The sequence below is a fragment of the Streptomyces sp. NPDC048718 genome, assembly GCF_043198875.1.
Classification (GTDB): Bacteria; Actinomycetota; Actinomycetes; order Streptomycetales; family Streptomycetaceae; genus Streptomyces.
The window spans coordinates 302,104-316,925 of record NZ_JBICVG010000007.1; the positions used below are offsets into that span (position 1 = coordinate 302,104).

14 protein-coding genes are annotated in these 14,822 nt (G+C 73.4%); 7 read left to right on the plus strand and 7 right to left on the minus strand.

The genetic code is table 11. From position 1 onward, the window contains the following. The first annotated feature begins 15 nt into the window (after positions 1–15). The 3 genes from ACGFRB_RS16060 (at position 16) to ACGFRB_RS16070 (ending at position 2,505) form a co-directional block, all read left to right on the plus strand. Positions 16–477 (plus strand): hypothetical protein, encoded by a 462-nt coding sequence (locus ACGFRB_RS16060; RefSeq protein WP_393243471.1) that lies wholly within the window; start codon positions 16–18, stop codon positions 475–477. 282 nt (positions 478–759) lie between these two features. Further along, entirely contained in the window at positions 760–2,019 is a 1,260-nt protein-coding gene (locus ACGFRB_RS16065; protein WP_393243473.1) for an Ig-like domain-containing protein, read from the plus strand. Between the two features lie 138 nt (positions 2,020–2,157). Beyond that, complete coding sequence (locus ACGFRB_RS16070; RefSeq protein ID WP_393243475.1) at positions 2,158–2,505, plus strand: DUF1330 domain-containing protein; 348 nt, start codon at positions 2,158–2,160, stop codon at positions 2,503–2,505. A 109-nt stretch (positions 2,506–2,614) separates the two neighbouring features. Here ACGFRB_RS16070 and ACGFRB_RS16075 read toward each other — a convergent pair whose 3' ends face one another. Further along, positions 2,615–2,995 (minus strand): helix-turn-helix transcriptional regulator, encoded by a 381-nt coding sequence (locus tag ACGFRB_RS16075; protein ID WP_363006980.1) that lies wholly within the window; start codon positions 2,993–2,995, stop codon positions 2,615–2,617. 176 nt (positions 2,996–3,171) lie between these two features. Between ACGFRB_RS16075 and ACGFRB_RS16080 the strand changes: the two genes are divergently transcribed. Further along, entirely contained in the window at positions 3,172–4,530 is a 1,359-nt protein-coding gene (locus ACGFRB_RS16080) for an MFS transporter (protein WP_393243477.1), read from the plus strand. A 129-nt stretch (positions 4,531–4,659) separates the two neighbouring features. Here the strand turns inward: ACGFRB_RS16080 and msrA are convergent, their stop codons facing one another. After that, positions 4,660–5,325, minus strand: a complete 666-nt coding sequence (gene msrA, locus ACGFRB_RS16085) for a peptide-methionine (S)-S-oxide reductase MsrA (protein ID WP_363006984.1) — start codon at positions 5,323–5,325, stop codon at positions 4,660–4,662. A gap of 214 nt (positions 5,326–5,539) precedes the next feature. Next, positions 5,540–6,658: a hypothetical protein gene (locus ACGFRB_RS16090; RefSeq protein ID WP_393243479.1), complete on the minus strand. Its 1,119-nt coding sequence runs from the start codon at positions 6,656–6,658 to the stop codon at positions 5,540–5,542. 71 nt (positions 6,659–6,729) lie between these two features. On the opposite strand from ACGFRB_RS16090, the gene ACGFRB_RS16095 reads away from it, so the two are divergent. Beyond that, on the plus strand, positions 6,730–7,884 hold the full coding sequence (locus ACGFRB_RS16095) for a cystathionine gamma-synthase (protein WP_363006988.1): 1,155 nt from the start codon (positions 6,730–6,732) through the stop codon (positions 7,882–7,884). A gap of 287 nt (positions 7,885–8,171) precedes the next feature. Here ACGFRB_RS16095 and ACGFRB_RS16100 read toward each other — a convergent pair whose 3' ends face one another. From ACGFRB_RS16100 to ACGFRB_RS16110, 3 genes are all read right to left on the minus strand, one after another. Continuing rightward, positions 8,172–8,423, minus strand: a complete 252-nt coding sequence (locus ACGFRB_RS16100; RefSeq protein ID WP_363006990.1) for a hypothetical protein — start codon at positions 8,421–8,423, stop codon at positions 8,172–8,174. After that, positions 8,420–8,866 carry a sigma factor-like helix-turn-helix DNA-binding protein gene (locus ACGFRB_RS16105; RefSeq protein WP_393243482.1) on the minus strand — a complete coding sequence of 149 codons (447 nt, stop codon included), beginning with the start codon at positions 8,864–8,866 and terminating at the stop codon, positions 8,420–8,422. The genes ACGFRB_RS16100 and ACGFRB_RS16105 overlap by 4 nt, the downstream gene beginning before the upstream one ends. Positions 8,867–9,122: 256 nt before the next feature. After that, positions 9,123–9,641 (minus strand): MarR family winged helix-turn-helix transcriptional regulator, encoded by a 519-nt coding sequence (locus ACGFRB_RS16110; RefSeq protein ID WP_393243484.1) that lies wholly within the window; start codon positions 9,639–9,641, stop codon positions 9,123–9,125. Between the two features lie 361 nt (positions 9,642–10,002). Between ACGFRB_RS16110 and ilvA the strand changes: the two genes are divergently transcribed. Beyond that, positions 10,003–11,217, plus strand: coding sequence for a threonine ammonia-lyase (gene ilvA / locus ACGFRB_RS16115; RefSeq protein ID WP_393243486.1), 1,215 nt, complete (start codon positions 10,003–10,005; stop codon positions 11,215–11,217). A 298-nt stretch (positions 11,218–11,515) separates the two neighbouring features. Continuing rightward, positions 11,516–12,262 (plus strand): hypothetical protein, encoded by a 747-nt coding sequence (locus ACGFRB_RS16120; protein ID WP_393243488.1) that lies wholly within the window; start codon positions 11,516–11,518, stop codon positions 12,260–12,262. Between the two features lie 108 nt (positions 12,263–12,370). Here ACGFRB_RS16120 and ACGFRB_RS16125 read toward each other — a convergent pair whose 3' ends face one another. Next, positions 12,371–14,725 carry a protein kinase gene (locus tag ACGFRB_RS16125; RefSeq protein WP_393243665.1) on the minus strand — a complete coding sequence of 785 codons (2,355 nt, stop codon included), beginning with the start codon at positions 14,723–14,725 and terminating at the stop codon, positions 12,371–12,373. Positions 14,726–14,822: the final 97 nt, after the last annotated feature.

The following is a 14,822-nucleotide window of genomic DNA, read 5'->3' on the forward strand; positions in this document are numbered from 1 at the left end:
CTCTACGCTCCGGCTATGAGTACTTCCGAGACATCACGCTATGTACGGCTTCGCGTCGATCTCGTAGTGGAGATCGAAGGCCCCGAAGCCCTGTCCGAGGCCGCCGTCGGCCGGATCGACGCCGACCCGTCGCTGCCGGCGGAGGACCGCACGCAGACCAGGGCCGCCGTCGACGAGGACGCCGCCGAGGCGCTCGCGTACCTGGTGGACCCCTTCGACCTGGTCGGGACGGTGCCCGGGGTCGAACTCGTCCAGGCGTCCTGGAGCAGCGAGGAGGTCGCGTACGACCCCGCGGAGGGGATGTGGGACCCCGACGACGAGTACGACGAGGGCGACGCGTACGAAGCCGGCTACGACGAGGACGAGGCAGACGGCGCGTACGACGAGGACGAGCGCGACGAGGTCGAAGAGGAGGGTGAGGCGGCAGAGGCGGCAGAGGCGGCGGACGGCGAGAGCCGGACGGGGCGGCGCGCCTGACCCCCTCCTGTGGGCCTCCCGCCCCCCGCCCCCCGCCCCGCCCCCGCTCCCGCCTCCCCCCTCCGCCCCGCGCCGGGCGGCGGGCAGGGGCTGAGCGGGACGGCCACGGATCGGCCACGGCCCGGCCACAGACCGGCCACACCCGTGTGAGAGGGGCCACCCGGGGAACCGAAGGCTCCGGAATTGCGTGATGATCAGTGGTGTTCCCCACAAACCCCCCGGTAATGGGTCCGCGGGGGCTCGCAGGGGTGTTTCAGTAGGTAGTGGCAGGTTGAGGCGACGATGGAGAAGCGTGTGATGACGGACGGCAAGCGTCGCAAGGGCCTGGCGGCTGCGGCCGCGGTCCTCGGTGGCGTTCTGATGCTCTCGGCGTGCAGCGACAAGGACGGCGGCGACACCTCGCAGAGCGCCCAGTCGCAGGCCCAGGTCGACAAGGCGGCCGCGCAGGAGACCTCCAAGGCGCAGATCACCATCGCGCCGAAGAACGGCGCCCAGAACGCGTCGATCAACAACGACGCCAAGGTCACCGTCACCAGCGGCAAGCTCACCGAGGTCACCATGACCTCCGCGGAGGGCACGGCCGTCGCCGGGCAGATATCCGCCGACGGGCTCAGCTGGAAGCCGAGCGCCGCCCTCCAGCGCGCCACCGTCTACAAGATCGCCGCGACCGCCAAGGACGCCGCCGGTCTGGCGGCGCACGAGAACTCCTCCTTCACCACCGTCTCGGCCGCCAACAGCTTCATCGGCAACTTCACGCCGGAGGACGGTTCGACCGTCGGCGTCGGCATGCCGGTCTCGATCAACTTCAACAAGGCGATCGCCGACAAGAAGGCCGTCCAGAGCGGTATCACCGTCTCCACCAGCTCCGGCCAGGAGGTCGTCGGGCACTGGTTCAACCAGACCCGCCTCGACTTCCGCCCGGAGAAGTACTGGTCCGAGGGTTCGACCGTCACCCTCAAGCTCAGCCTCGACGGCGTCGAGGGCGCCCCGGGCGTCTTCGGTGTCCAGCAGAAGACCGTCACCTTCAAGATCGGCCGTAACCAGGTCTCCACGGTCGACGTCGCCACGAGGCAGATGACCGTCACGCAGGACGGCAAGACGATCAAGACCATCCCGATCTCCGCGGGCTCTCCCGAGAACACCACCTACAACGGCGAGATGGTGATCTCCGAGAAGTTCAAGGAGACCCGGATGAACGGCGCCACCGTCGGCTTCACCGACTCCGACGGCAAGGGCGAGTACGACATCAAGGACGTGCCGCACGCCATGCGCCTGTCCACCTCCGGCACCTTCATCCACGGCAACTACTGGGGTTCGCGCTCCATCTTCGGCAGTGCGAACACCAGCCATGGCTGTGTGGGTCTCGCCGACGCCAAGGGCGCGAACGACCCGAACCAGATGGGTGCCTGGTTCTTCGACCACTCGATCGTCGGCGACATCGTCATCGTGAAGAACTCCAAGGACAAGACGATCGCCCCCGACAACGGCCTCAACGGCTGGAACATGGACTGGGCGACGTGGAAGGCCGGCTCGGCCGTCTGAACCTCCTGACGGGCCGCGCGGACCGTGCGGCCCTATGGGCCTCCTGAGCTGAGGCCCGAGCCTCTCCAACAGGCATATGCCGGGGCATGACTTCCGGGGTAATCGACCCCGCGGGACATGCCCCGGCATGCTTTTCATATGACCGCATACGCGATTGCCCGTCTGTATCCGACGACCGCCCCGAACAAGGACGTCCTCGACTACATCGAGGGCATCCAGGGCACCCTCGACCCCTTCGGCGGCCGGTTCCTCATCCACGGCGCGCCCCGGCGCGAGACCATCGAGGGCGAGTGGCCCGGCGATGTCGTCATGATCTCCTTCCCGGACTACGCCGCGGCGCGCGCCTGGTACGCCTCCGAGCCCTACCAGGCGCTCATCCCGCTGCGCGCCCGGCATATGCCCGGCGACATCATCCTGATCGACGGCGTCCCGGACGGTTACGAGCCGGCGGCGACGGCGGCGAAGCTGCGCGCGGCGTCGCGCTGAGCGGATCCGTGCCGGGCCGAGGCGGGCCGGGCCGAGGCGAGTTCGCGTGAGCCGGGCCGGGGTGGGCCGCGTACGTCCGACCTCGCCTCTTCGCCAGGCCGTCAGGCCGTCAGGCCGTGGGTGGGACCGGGGCCGGGGTCCAGGCCGCCACCAGGGCGAGCAGTCCGGGGAACCGGGCGTTCAGGTCGGCTACGCGTACGTGGCTGCGGCGTTCGAGCCCGTACTGACGCTGCCGGGTGATCCCCGCCTCGCGCAGCGCCTTGAAATGGTGCGTCAGCGACGACTTGGGCCGGTCGAGCCCGAACCAGCCGCAGGTGTGGTCGAAGTCCTCCGATTCCAGGAGGAGTTTGCGGACGATCGTCAGCCGCAGCGGGTCGCTGAGCGCGCCGAGGACCGTCTCCAGGCGCAGCTCGTCGAGCGCGGGCTCCGGGAGTGGTTCGGGCAGGCCGGACGGCTCGGGGAGCACCTTGACGGCGGGGGGTGTGGACATGAGTGGCTCCTCGGATTCATGGCGCGCGATGTGTCGCTGTGGCGCGCCGCTGTGGCGGGTCGCTCGGGGCGCGATGGCCGATTCTCAGTACGAGTTCGATCGTACTGCATGCTAAGTTCGACTCCACTCGTACTGCTGCCGGTGTGTCCGGCGGCGAGCCGTCGGGAGGAGTCGGCATGTCCGGAACCAGGAGCGCGTTAGCCCGGGGACTCCGAGAGGCCCAGGGCGTCCGAGAGGCGCGCAGGACGCAGGAGCGCCGAGGTGGCAGTCCCCATCCCGCCAGCCCCGCCAGCCCCGCCGGCCCCGCCAGCCCCGCCGGCCCCGCCGGCCTCGCCAGCCCCGCCGTCCCGGCGCCGCTGCGCTGGATCTGGCTGGCCGCGTGGCCGGTCACGGCCGTCTTCGTCCTCTCGAACGCGGCCACCCCGCTGTACGTGCTGTGGCAGCGCGACATCGGGTTCTCCAAGGGCACCCTGACCGTGGTGTTCGCCTTCTACATCGTCGGCCTCATCGGCTCGCTGCTGGTCTCCGGCGTCGTGTCCGACCGGATCGGCCGCAAACCTGTCCTGCTGCCCGCGCTGGCGCTCGCCCTCACCGCCTGCCTGGTCTTCGCGACCGCCGGCAGCGTGGCCGCGCTGATCGTGGCCCGGCTCTGCACCGGCATCGCGGTCGGGGCCGTCGTCTCGGCCGGCATGGCGGCGGTGACCGACGTCGCCGGGCCCGAGCGGCGGCGGATCGCGGCGCTCCTCGCCTCCTGCGCGATGGTCTTCGGGGCCGGGCTCGGCCCGCTGCTCTCCGGGCTGCTCTCGGAGGTGGCGCCCGCGCCGACGGTCACCGTGTTCGTCGTCGAGGCGGTGCTCCTGCTCAGCGCGGTGCTCTGCGTGCTGCGCATGCCGCTGCACCGCCCCGCGACGAGGGCGGGCGGGGGCGCGTGGGTGCGGGTCCCCGGCGTACCGAAGGACGCACGCCGTCAGCTCGCCCTCGGCATCGCGGTCTTCGCGCCCGGGATCACGGCCACGTCCTTCGTGCTCTCGCTCGGCCCGTCCCTGCTGTCCGGGCTGCTCGGCACCACGAACCGGACCGTCGCGGGCGCCATGGCGTTCGCCATGTTCCTCACCGCGACCGGCGTCCAGTTCGCCGTCCAGCGGCGAAGCCGCCGCACCATCCTGGTGGCCGGCGCGCTGAGCACCACCCTGGGCATGGTTCTGCTGATCACCGCCGTCCACACCTCGGCGGTCGCGCTGCTCGTCCTCGCCGCACTGCTGGCCGGCGCCGGCCAGGGCATGGGACAGCTCGGCGGCCTGTCCCTGCTCAACAGCGGCGTCCCGGCGCGGCGCCTCGCCGAGGCCAATGCCGCCCTCAACGTGGGCGGGTATCTCCTCGCCGGCGTCCTGCCCGTCTCGGCCGGCTACCTCAGCGACGCGGTGGGCCTGACGAACGGCGCCACGCTCTTCGGCGCCGTCCTCGCGGGCCTCGCCGTCGTCGGCGGCCTGGTGGTGCTCACCACCCGCCGCCAGGTGACGGACCCGGCGGCCTGAGACGGCAGGCCGGACGCGACCGGACACGGCCCGACGCAGCCGGACACGGCCCGACGCAGCCGGACACGGCCCGACGCAGCCGGACACGGCCGGACAAGTGGAAGCGGGTGCCAGGGGCCGGCGGTGGGATCAGCCGTCGGCCTTCGCCACACCGATCGGGCAGGACACACCCGTCCCGCCGATGCCGCAGTAGCCCGCCGGGTTCTTGTCGAGGTACTGCTGGTGGTACGCCTCGGCCGGGTAGAAGGCGTGGGCGTCGGCGGGCTCGATCGTGGTGGTGATCGCGCCGTGGCCGGCGGCGGTCAGGACGCCCTGGTAGGAGTCGCGGGAGGCCTCGGCCGCAGCGGCCTGGGCGGGGGAGTGGGTGAAGACGGCCGAGCGGTACTGGGTGCCGACGTCATTGCCCTGACGGTAGCCCTGGGTCGGGTCGTGGGACTCCCAGAACAGCTTCAGCAGGCGCTCGTACGACACCACGGACGGGTCGAAGACGACCCGGACGACCTCGGTGTGACCGGTGAGGCCCGAGCAGACCTCCTCGTACAGCGGGTACGCGGTGAATCCGCCCTGGTAGCCGGCGAGGGTCGTGTGGACGCCCTCCGTCTGCCAGAACTTCCGCTCGGCGCCCCAGAAACAGCCCAGGGCGAAGTCCGCCACCTCCAGGCCTTCCGGATACGGGCCGAGCAGCCGGGTACCGAGGACGGTGTGGCGCTCGGGGACGGGGAACGCGAGCCCGGCGCGCCCGGGCAGGGCCTGGTCGGCGGTGGGGAGGACGGGGGTGGGGCGGGACAGGAACATAGGGCATCTCTCCTCGGCGGTGGCGGCGCGAAAGGAACAACGTGCCCCGCACCCGGAGGATTCCCCGCGACCTGCCCGGCCGCCCCCGCCGCGCCCCCGCCTCATCAGCCCTCGGTGCTCAGCCCGCAGCGCCCCGGCCCGTCGGCCGCAGCGCCCCCGCCCGTCGGCCGCAGCGCCCCCGCCGCAGCGCCCCCGCCGCAGCGCCCTCGCCCCGTCAGCCGCGCAGCGCCGCCGGACTCCCGCCGTCCGACTCGTACTCCGCGACCACCAGATTCCGGCGCGCCGTGTACGCCGCCGCCGGGTCCTCCTCCAGCGTCCACGGCAGCGCGCCCACGTACCCGTCCACCCGCACGAACAGCGCCATCGCCTCGGCCCAGCGCTCCGCGCCCATCAGGAAGGGCACCAGCAGATGGCGTACGTGCGCCAGCATCGGGTCGTCCGGCCGGGCCGAGTGGACCGCGTACATCGCACCCTCGACGGCCTTGGTGACCACGGCGGTGCGGTAGAAGTCGACGCCGACCACGATCTCCGGCCGGTTCTCGAAGACCGCGAACAGCGGCAGCGCGGCGAGCAGCGATCCGTGCGGGGCGCGCGCGGCGGCCGTGGTCGCGAACCGGTCCGCGTCGGCGCGCGAACCGTGCCACTTCTCGCACCAGTACAGCAACGCCGCCAGATGCGCCCCCATGTGCGCCGGAGCGCGGTCGATGACCTGCGCCCACAGCCGGTCGAACTCCTCGCCGGAGTAGCCGAGTCCGCGCGCCACAGCGAGCTGCGAGACGTACGGGACGACATCCTCCGGCGTCAGCGCCGCCGCCCGCCGGCACTCGCTGCGCGCCTCGTCCAGGATGACCTGGAAGTCCTTGCTGCCGGTCGACGCCGTCCGGAACGCCTGCTGCACCAGGAACTCCGCGTACACCTGCGCGCCGCCCGGGTCCTCCGGAGCCTCGGCGTGCCACGAGCGCAGCCACGCGCCGCCGACGCCCGGCCGCTCCGCCAGTTCGAGGGACGCCGCGCCGGCGAAGGACTGGACCCGCTGCCAGCGAACCTCACCTTCCCGCGCCGTGCCCTTGAGCAGCTGCGAGGCGGCCCGCCAGTCCTGCGTCGCCCGGACGACATCGAGGACGTCGAGAAGATCCCGGTCCGGCCCCGGCAGCCGTACGTCCTGATCCTCCTGGCGCAGGAACCCGTACGCCTCCGGATCCGCCGCGTCGGGCGAGCCCGGGGCCACCTGCCGGATGACGCCGCGGCCACGCCCGCGCCCGCGACGCAGGGCGAAGGGGCCCAGAACACCGACGATCATCGCGACCGCGATCAGGAACCAGAGAATCTCCATGCGTCCATTGTTCCGTACGAAGGGTGAGACTCCCGGCGGCCCGGGGCCCCGCACGGCTACGCTCCTTCACCATGAGCGACCAGCACAGTCACCAGAGTTTCGAGACCCGCGCCATCCATGCGGGCAACACCGCCGACCCGCTGACCGGCGCGGTCGTCCCGCCCATCTACCAGGTGTCCACCTACAAGCAGGACGGCGTGGGCGGACTGCGCGGCGGCTACGAGTACAGCCGCAGCGCCAACCCGACCCGTACCGCCCTGGAGGAGAACCTCGCGGCCCTCGAAGGCGGCCACCGCGGCCTCGCCTTCGCCTCCGGCCTCGCCGCCGAGGACTGCCTCCTGCGCACCCTGCTGTCCCCGGGCGACCACGTGGTCATTCCCAACGACGCGTACGGCGGCACGTTCCGTCTCTTCGCGAAGGTGGTGCAGCGCTGGGGTGTCGACTTCTCCGTCGCCGACACCTCCGACCTCGCGTCCGTGCGCGCGGCCCTCACCGACCGCACCAAGCTGATCTGGGTCGAGACGCCCTCCAACCCGCTGCTCGGCATCACCGACATCGAGGCCGTGGCGGGCGTGGCCGCCGAGGCCGGGGTGAAGCTCGTCGTCGACAACACCTTCGCCTCCCCGTACCTCCAGCAGCCGCTCGCGCTCGGCGCGGACGTCGTCGTGCACTCCCTCACCAAGTACATGGGCGGCCACTCCGACGTCGTCGGCGGTGCCCTGGTGACGGCCGACGTGGCACTCGGCGAGGAGCTCGCCTACCACCAGAACGCGATGGGTGCCGTGGCCGGCCCCTTCGACTCCTGGATCGTGCTGCGCGGCATCAAGACGCTCGCGGTGCGCATGGACCGGCACAGCGAGAACGCGACCAAGGTCGCCGAGATGCTGACCCGGCACCCGAAGGTCACGCAGGTCCTCTACCCGGGTCTCGCCGAGCACCCCGGGCACGAGATCGCGGCCAAGCAGATGCGTTCCTTCGGCGGCATGATCTCCTTCCGCGTCGAGGGCGGCGAGGAGGCGGCGGTGCAGGTCTGCAACCGCGCCAAGCTGTTCACCCTGGGCGAGTCCCTGGGCGGCGTCGAGTCGCTGATCGAGCACCCGGGCCGGATGACGCACGCGAGCGCGGCCGGTTCGGCCCTGGAGGTCCCGGCGGACCTCGTCCGGCTGTCGGTCGGCATCGAGAACGTCGACGACCTGCTGGCGGACCTGCGCGAGGCGCTGGGCTAGTCCCGGTCCCTGGCGGGTCAGCCGGCCGGCCGGCGGGTCGGCCGGTCATGGTGCGGGCTCCTCGGCTTCGGCCGGGGACCCGCACCGTACGTACGGCTGGAACGACGTACCGGATGGCATATGACCGTCGTGCGGGCCGTACGAGGCCGCACGACGGTCATATGCCAGGCGTACGGCGGTCGTGCAGCGGTTGTACGGCAGAGGGCCACGGCCGGCCGGTCTGTCATATGCCGTCCGATGTCAACAGGCGGAAGCCGTCAGGCACTGTCAGGCACAGCCATGTGCTGTCATATGCCGTCGAGCGGAGGCGTCGTCCCCGCCGGCGGCACCTCCCAGGGGTGCGCCACCGACGCCCAGACGACGAACGCGACGACCGCCACCGCGATCAGCCCCCACCAGATCCGCCGCACCACCCGGTCCCGCCGCAGCAGCCGGATCCCGCGGGTCACGGCCCGGCCGCCGAGGTCGCCGGGGACATGCGGGTGGGAGCCGTCCAGCATCCGGCGGACCTCGTCCTCCTTGCGTTCGTGGCGGTTCACGAGGCCGCCCGCAGCCGGCTCACGGAGCGGGCGCAGACCGCTCGGATCCGTTCCTCGGGCAGCCCGAGCAGTGCCGCCGTCTGCTCCTCGGCGACCCCCTCGTGCAGCCGCAGGACCACGACGAGACGTTCCTGCGGGGCGAGCGCCGACAGCACCCCGCCCCGGCCGCGGTGATGGCGCCAGGCGGCGCGGGCGAAACGGGTGGCGAGATCGGCGCGGGTCACGTTGTACGGGTCCTCGCCGCGCAGCCGGTCCCAGCGGGCGTAGGTGTGCGCCAGCGCGGCGGTCAGGAGCTCCTGGGCCAGCGGATTGTCCTGGGCGGGCTCGGTGGTCAGCAGGGTCGCGGCCTGCAACAGCCGACCGGCCGCCCCGGCCACGAACCCGCTGAACTCCCGGGTGCGGGCGGCGTTCTCGGCGCCCGGTTCCAGCCCGGGGGCCGGCATCGGCCCGGATCCCGGCCGGGCACCCGCGCCCGTACCCCTGTCCGCGCCTCTACCCGCACCCGTGCCCGTACCCGCACCCGTCCCCGCGACGCTCCTGAGGAGGGCCCGGGCCGAGCGCTGCCCACCCTTGGCCCCGGCCTTGGACCCGCCTTTGTTCCGGCCCCCGTTGCCGCTCCGGCCGCCGCCGCCGCGGCTGCCGAATCGGTCCCTGTTCGACTCGCGCACATCCTCATCTGAGGACAGTGCCGCGCCTGGGTCAAGACGTCGGTACGGACTGCGTGTCGGGAGCCTGGAGCAGAGCGCCCGACTGCCGTGCGGACAAAGCCGAGTTGAAGCGGGTGAGCAGGGTGCAGAACGACTCCCGCTCGTCCGCCGACCAGCCCTCCGTGACCTCCGCCATCAGCTGGCGGCGCGAGTCGCGGACCTCCTCCAGACGGGTTCGGCCGCGCGCCGACAGTTCGAGCACCACGGCACGCCCGTCCTCGGGGTGCGAGGCCCGCTTGACCAGGCCCGTGTCGACGAGCGGGGCGACCTGGCGCGTGACCGTCGAGGAGTCGATGCCCATGCCGGCGGCGAGCGCCTTCACCCCCATCGGGCCTTCCAGGTCGAGCCGGTTGAGCAGCAGATACGCGGCGCGGTCCATCGAGGTGCGCAGCTGGCCGGTGCCCGCGAGGCGGGTCTGCTCGGCCCTCCGGGCGAAGACGGCCACTTGGTGCTGGAGGGCGTCGAGGAGGCCGGGGTCGAGCGCTGTCGTCATGTCCGGAGACGAGGGCATGGCTGTGAGGGCTCTCTCGTTCGGAGGGCTGTTGGTGGGGGACAGAGTACGCGGACCGGATCAGATGCGTACCGGGCCTGCATGAAACGGTGTGAACGGGGTAGGGCGCCCGCCCGGCCGACAGGCCGGGACGCCGCTGGACTGCGAGACTGCGGCCATGAGCTTCGGCACGTCCGACCTCCCCGGATCCGGGGACGAGCGCTCCGGCGGCCGGCCCGGGGAGCCAAGGGGGGCACGGCGGCCGGACGCCGGTCCGGACGCCGGTCGGGGGTCCGATCGGGGCACCGGCCCGGGGGTGGTTTCCGGGCGAGGAGCGGGCGCGGCACCGGACCGGGCGTCGGCCGCCGGGGCGGACTTCGCGGTGCCGGACTCCGTGGTCCTGGACGACGTACTCAGGGCCCGCAAGACGCTCGCCGGAGTGGCCCGTACGACCCCGATGGAAGGGGGCCGTCACCTGTCCGAGCTGGTGGCGGGGCCGGTGCACCTCAAGTGCGAGAACCTCCAGCGGACCGGCTCGTTCAAGGTGCGCGGCGCGTACACGCGGATCGCGGGGCTGCGGCCCGGGCAGCGGGCGGCCGGGGTGGTGGCGGCCTCGGCCGGCAACCACGCGCAGGGGGTGGCGCTCGCCTCGGGGCTGCTCGGGGTGCCCGCGACGGTCTTCATGCCGCTGGGCGCGCCCCTGCCGAAGGTGGCCGCCACGCGCGCGTACGGGGCGGACGTACGGCTGACGGGGCACGTCGTCGACGAGGCGCTCGCCGAGGCCGAGGCGTACGCGCGCGAGACAGGGGCGGTCCTCGTCCACCCCTTCGACCACCCCGACGTCGTCGCCGGGCAGGGCACGGTCGGCCTGGAGATCCTGGAGCAGTGCCCGGAGGTGCGCACGATCGTGGTCGGCGTCGGGGGTGGCGGGCTGGTGGCCGGCATCGCGCTCGCCGTGAAGTCGCTGCGCCCCGACGTACGGGTGATCGGCGTCCAGGCGGAGGGCGCGGCGGCCTATCCGCCTTCCCTGGCGGCCGGGCATCCGGTCGCGGTCGAGGCGCCGGTGACGATGGCCGACGGGATCAGGGTGGGGCGGCCCGGCGACGTGCCGTTCGCCCTGGTGCGGAAGTACGTGGACGAGATCCGCACCGTCTCCGAGGACGCGATCTCCTCGGCGCTGCTGCTCTGTCTGGAGCGGGCGAAGCTGGTGGTGGAGCCTGCCGGGGCGAGCCCGGTGGCGGCGCTGCTGGCCGATCCGGCGGCGTTCCGGGGGCGGGGGCCGGTGGTGGCGGTGCTGTCGGGCGGCAACGTCGACCCGCTGCTGCTGCAACGCGTGCTGCGGCACGGCATGGCCGCCGCGGGGCGCTACATGAGCCTGAGGCTGCGGGTCACGGACCGCCCGGGCGCGCTCGCGACCCTGCTCGCGGTGCTGACGGTCGCGGACGCGAACGTGCTGGACGTGAGTCACGTACGGACCGATCCCCGCCTGGGCCTGACGGAGGCCGAGGTGGAACTGCACCTGGAGACGAAGGGGCCCGAGCACTGCGAGGAGGTCACGGCGGCGCTGCGGGACGCGGGGTATCCGGTGATGGCCTGAGGGGGCCGGCTGGGGCCCCGAGAGGGCTTGTGTGTCGCGATGTATCGCGATAATGTGAGGTCTGGAGTCGAGTCGTGGCTCCGCTGGGCGGTGTGGGCAGCGGGGAAGCCGGAAGGGTGGGAGGGCGGGAGGCGGACGCCGTCCCCGGAGCGGAGGGACGCACCAGCCGACTGCCCGTTTCCGGCAGGGAAGCGCCGCGCTGTCTGCCTGGGGCCCGCATGACAGGGCCGGTTTCCGGCGGAGGAGGATGCACCGGGAGGCCGGGGCGCCCGGCCTTTTTTTGGGGGGTGGGTGTGAGATGACCGGGCCAAGGGAAGTGACGGCTGTCCGGGCCGGGGTGAGGCGGGTCTGGGGACTGCTGCTGATCGCGGTGTCCCTGTTCTTGGCGTCAGGCTGCGTCCTCGCCTTCACCGACTGGCTGCCCGCCGACGTCGCACGCTACGAGGAGTACCGCGCGGCCGAGCGCTGCGCGGCCGGCTCAGCGCCGGACGCGTGGCGGGAGAACTGTCTGCGGGACGTCGAGTTCGGCGTCGTGGACACGGTGGTCGAGCGCGGGGGCAAGAACAGCAAGTACCGGGCGACCGTCGACAGCGCGCGGTTCCAGGGCGAGCTGGCCTTCGGCGATCCGGGACCTCTCCTGGACACGCTTCGTGCCGGCGACAAGGTCGTCGGCACGGTCTGGCGCGGCGATGTCGTCGCGCTCACCAAGGACGGGGTCCGGCAGAAGACCTCCGACGAGCCGCGCGACGAGCCCCAGATGATCGCCGCCGGGGGCGCGAGCCTCGGCCTGTTCGCGATGGTCTGCCTCGTCTTCGGCGCGGTACGCCTCGTGGCGCCGCACCGTCTCGGGCGCTTCACTTGGAGCGGGTCCGGCAAGGTGCTGTTCTTCACCAACCTGGGGGCCACCTTCGGCGTGGGGCTGCCCGCGGTGTGGTGCGGCATTCCCTGGCAGCTCGTGGCGCCGGTGATCGTGGCAGTCGTGCTGGTCGTGCTGGTCGTGGGCGTCCTGCGGCCGGCGCTCCGCCGGGAGGCCGCCGCCCGATGACCGCCCGGTGGGCCACGGCCGCCGCTTCGGCGCCCCACCGCTTCGGCGCCCCACCGCTTCGGCGCGCCCGCCGGTCCGGAGGCCCGAGGCGACGACGGCCGGACCGGATCACGGCAGATAGCCGGAGACGATCAGGCCGTCGAAGGGCTGGAAGAGGGCCCCGCCGCTGATCACGGCCTCGGAGCGGGTCAGGGACAGCGCGTCGACGTCGGCGGGGAGCGGGGCGTTACGGGTGCGGGGCACCGGCTCCGCCTGTCCGGAGACCGGGAAGGACTGCGTCACCTGCCTGCCGGAGGCCAGCACCCGGTCGCCCGCGAAGAAGGCCGCGTCCATCGTCTCCGCCGGGGTGCCCTGCGCGCGCCGCAGTTCACGGCCGCTCGCCAGGTCGTACGTGAACAGGGTGCGGCGGTCGTGGCCGCCCACCACCGCCACCGTGCCGTCCGCGTTCACCGTCGGACCGCCACTGACCGGGACACCGGCGGCGAGGGTGCGCCTCGGCTTGAGCATGTCGGCGTCGAGCACGGGAATGCCGCCGTCCTGGGAGGTGCGGCAGAGCACCGCGTCCCGGTGTACGACCATCGTGGCGCACTCGACACCCCGCGCGCCCCGGGCGGTCTCCTCGCCGGTCGCCGCGTCGAGCGCCACCGGCACCACACCGCTGACCGTCACGTACAGGTGCCCCCGGGCGGCGACCACCTGCTCGGGGATCCCGCCGAGCTCCCGCCGCCACAGCTCCTTGCCGCCGCCCTTGCCGTCCAGCCGCACCGCCGTCGCCAGGCCCCGGCTCTCGTCGGCGCGGTGGAGATAACTGGTGTAGAGGACCCCGTCCAGCAGGTCGGAGCCCTTCGGCGCCCACTCGGGGCCGGGCGCCGGGACCTTGCCGCGTTCCTTGCCGTCGTCGGCCCCGTACGCCGTCACCCCGGCCCGGCCGGTGACGTACACGGTGTCGCCGACGACCGCCGGATGGCCCGCCGACGACGGCACCCCGAAGTCCTCCGGCGCGATCCGGGGCGCCACCGACCAGACCTTGGTGCCGTCCGACGCCCGCAGCCCGAGCGCCGCGCCGCCGCCCCCGGTGCACACGAGCGTCTTCGGCGTGAGGGCGCAGGCGTTCATCCCCGGGTCCGTTTTCGTCGCCCACGGCGACCAGCCGGCCGGCCGGGCCGCGCGGTCCGTGCCCGCCTTCCCGAAGTCGCCCGTGTGCCCCTCCCCGCCGTACGGCAGGACCACATGGTCCAAGACCTTCGGCGCGGCGGCGGACCCGGACCCCGGCCTGGGGTTTCCGGCGCCGGCCGACGGCCCCTTCGCCCCCGCATCGGCAGGATCCTCCTGCCGGCCGAGCAGCACCGCGCCCGACGTCGCGAGCACCGCCACCGCGACCGCGCCCGCCGTGATCGCGCCCCAGGGCCGCCGCCGCGCCACGGGCTCGGGTGCCTGTGCCTGTGCCGGACGCGCGCCCACCGCCGTGGGGGAGTACGGCACCGAGGGCCCCAGGGTCGGCAGATCCGCCACGCCCGCACCCGACGCGGCCGCCTCCCCGGCGAGCCGGGCCGCCTCCCCGTACTCCGCGAGCAGCGACAGCACCCCGCCGGGCCACGGAAAGCCGCCGGGCCCCGCCCCAGCCCCGGGGCCCGGCGGCTCCGACCGCTCCAGCAACCCCACCAGCTCCGCCGCCGAGGGCCGCTCCGCCGGGTCGAGCCGCAGGCAGCCTGTCACCAGCGGACGTACCTCCTCCGGCACCCCCGACAGATCGGCCTCGGCGCGGCTGATCCGGAAGACCACCGCCGCCATCTCGTCGTCGTGGAACGGCCCCCGCCCGCTCGCCGCGAACGCGAGCACCGCCCCCAGACAGAACACGTCCGACGCGGGCACCACCGCCCGGTTGCCCACCAGGTGCTCCGGCGACATGAAGCCCGGCGAGCCGACGATCAGCCCCGTCGACGTCAGCGCCGTCGCCTCGAAGGCCTGCGCGATGCCGAAGTCGATCAGCTTCGGCCCGCCCGCGCCGAGCAGGACGTTCGCCGGCTTGAGGTCCCGGTGCAGCACCTGCGCCCCGTGGACGGCGTCGAGCGCCCGAGCGAGCGCCGCCCCGAGCGCCCGTACGGCCGCGACGGGCAGCGCACCGGCCCGGGTGACGGCCTCGGCGAGCGAGGGCCCTGGCACGTACTCCGTCGCCAGCCACGGTGCCGCCGCGTCGGCGTCCGCGTCGACGAGCCGGGCCGCGTACGGGCTGTCCACCGCCCGCGCCGCCGTGATCTCGCGCCGGAACCGGGTCCGGAAGTCGCCGTCGACCTCCAGGTCCTCGCGGACGGTCTTCACCGCGACCATGCGGTACGGATCGGCCGTGGGCGCGTCCGCCCGGCAGGCCAGATGGACCTCGCCCATGCCGCCGGCGCCGAGCCGGGCCAGGAGCCGGTAGGGGCCGACGAGCCGGGGCGGCCCGGCGGGCAGTGCTTCGAGCACGGTCAACGCGCCTTTCCATGGAGAGGAGACCGGAGAGAGGGCCGAGGACAGAGCCGGGACCGGGGAGCAACCAGGGATGCCGGCGGGCCAAGGGGCC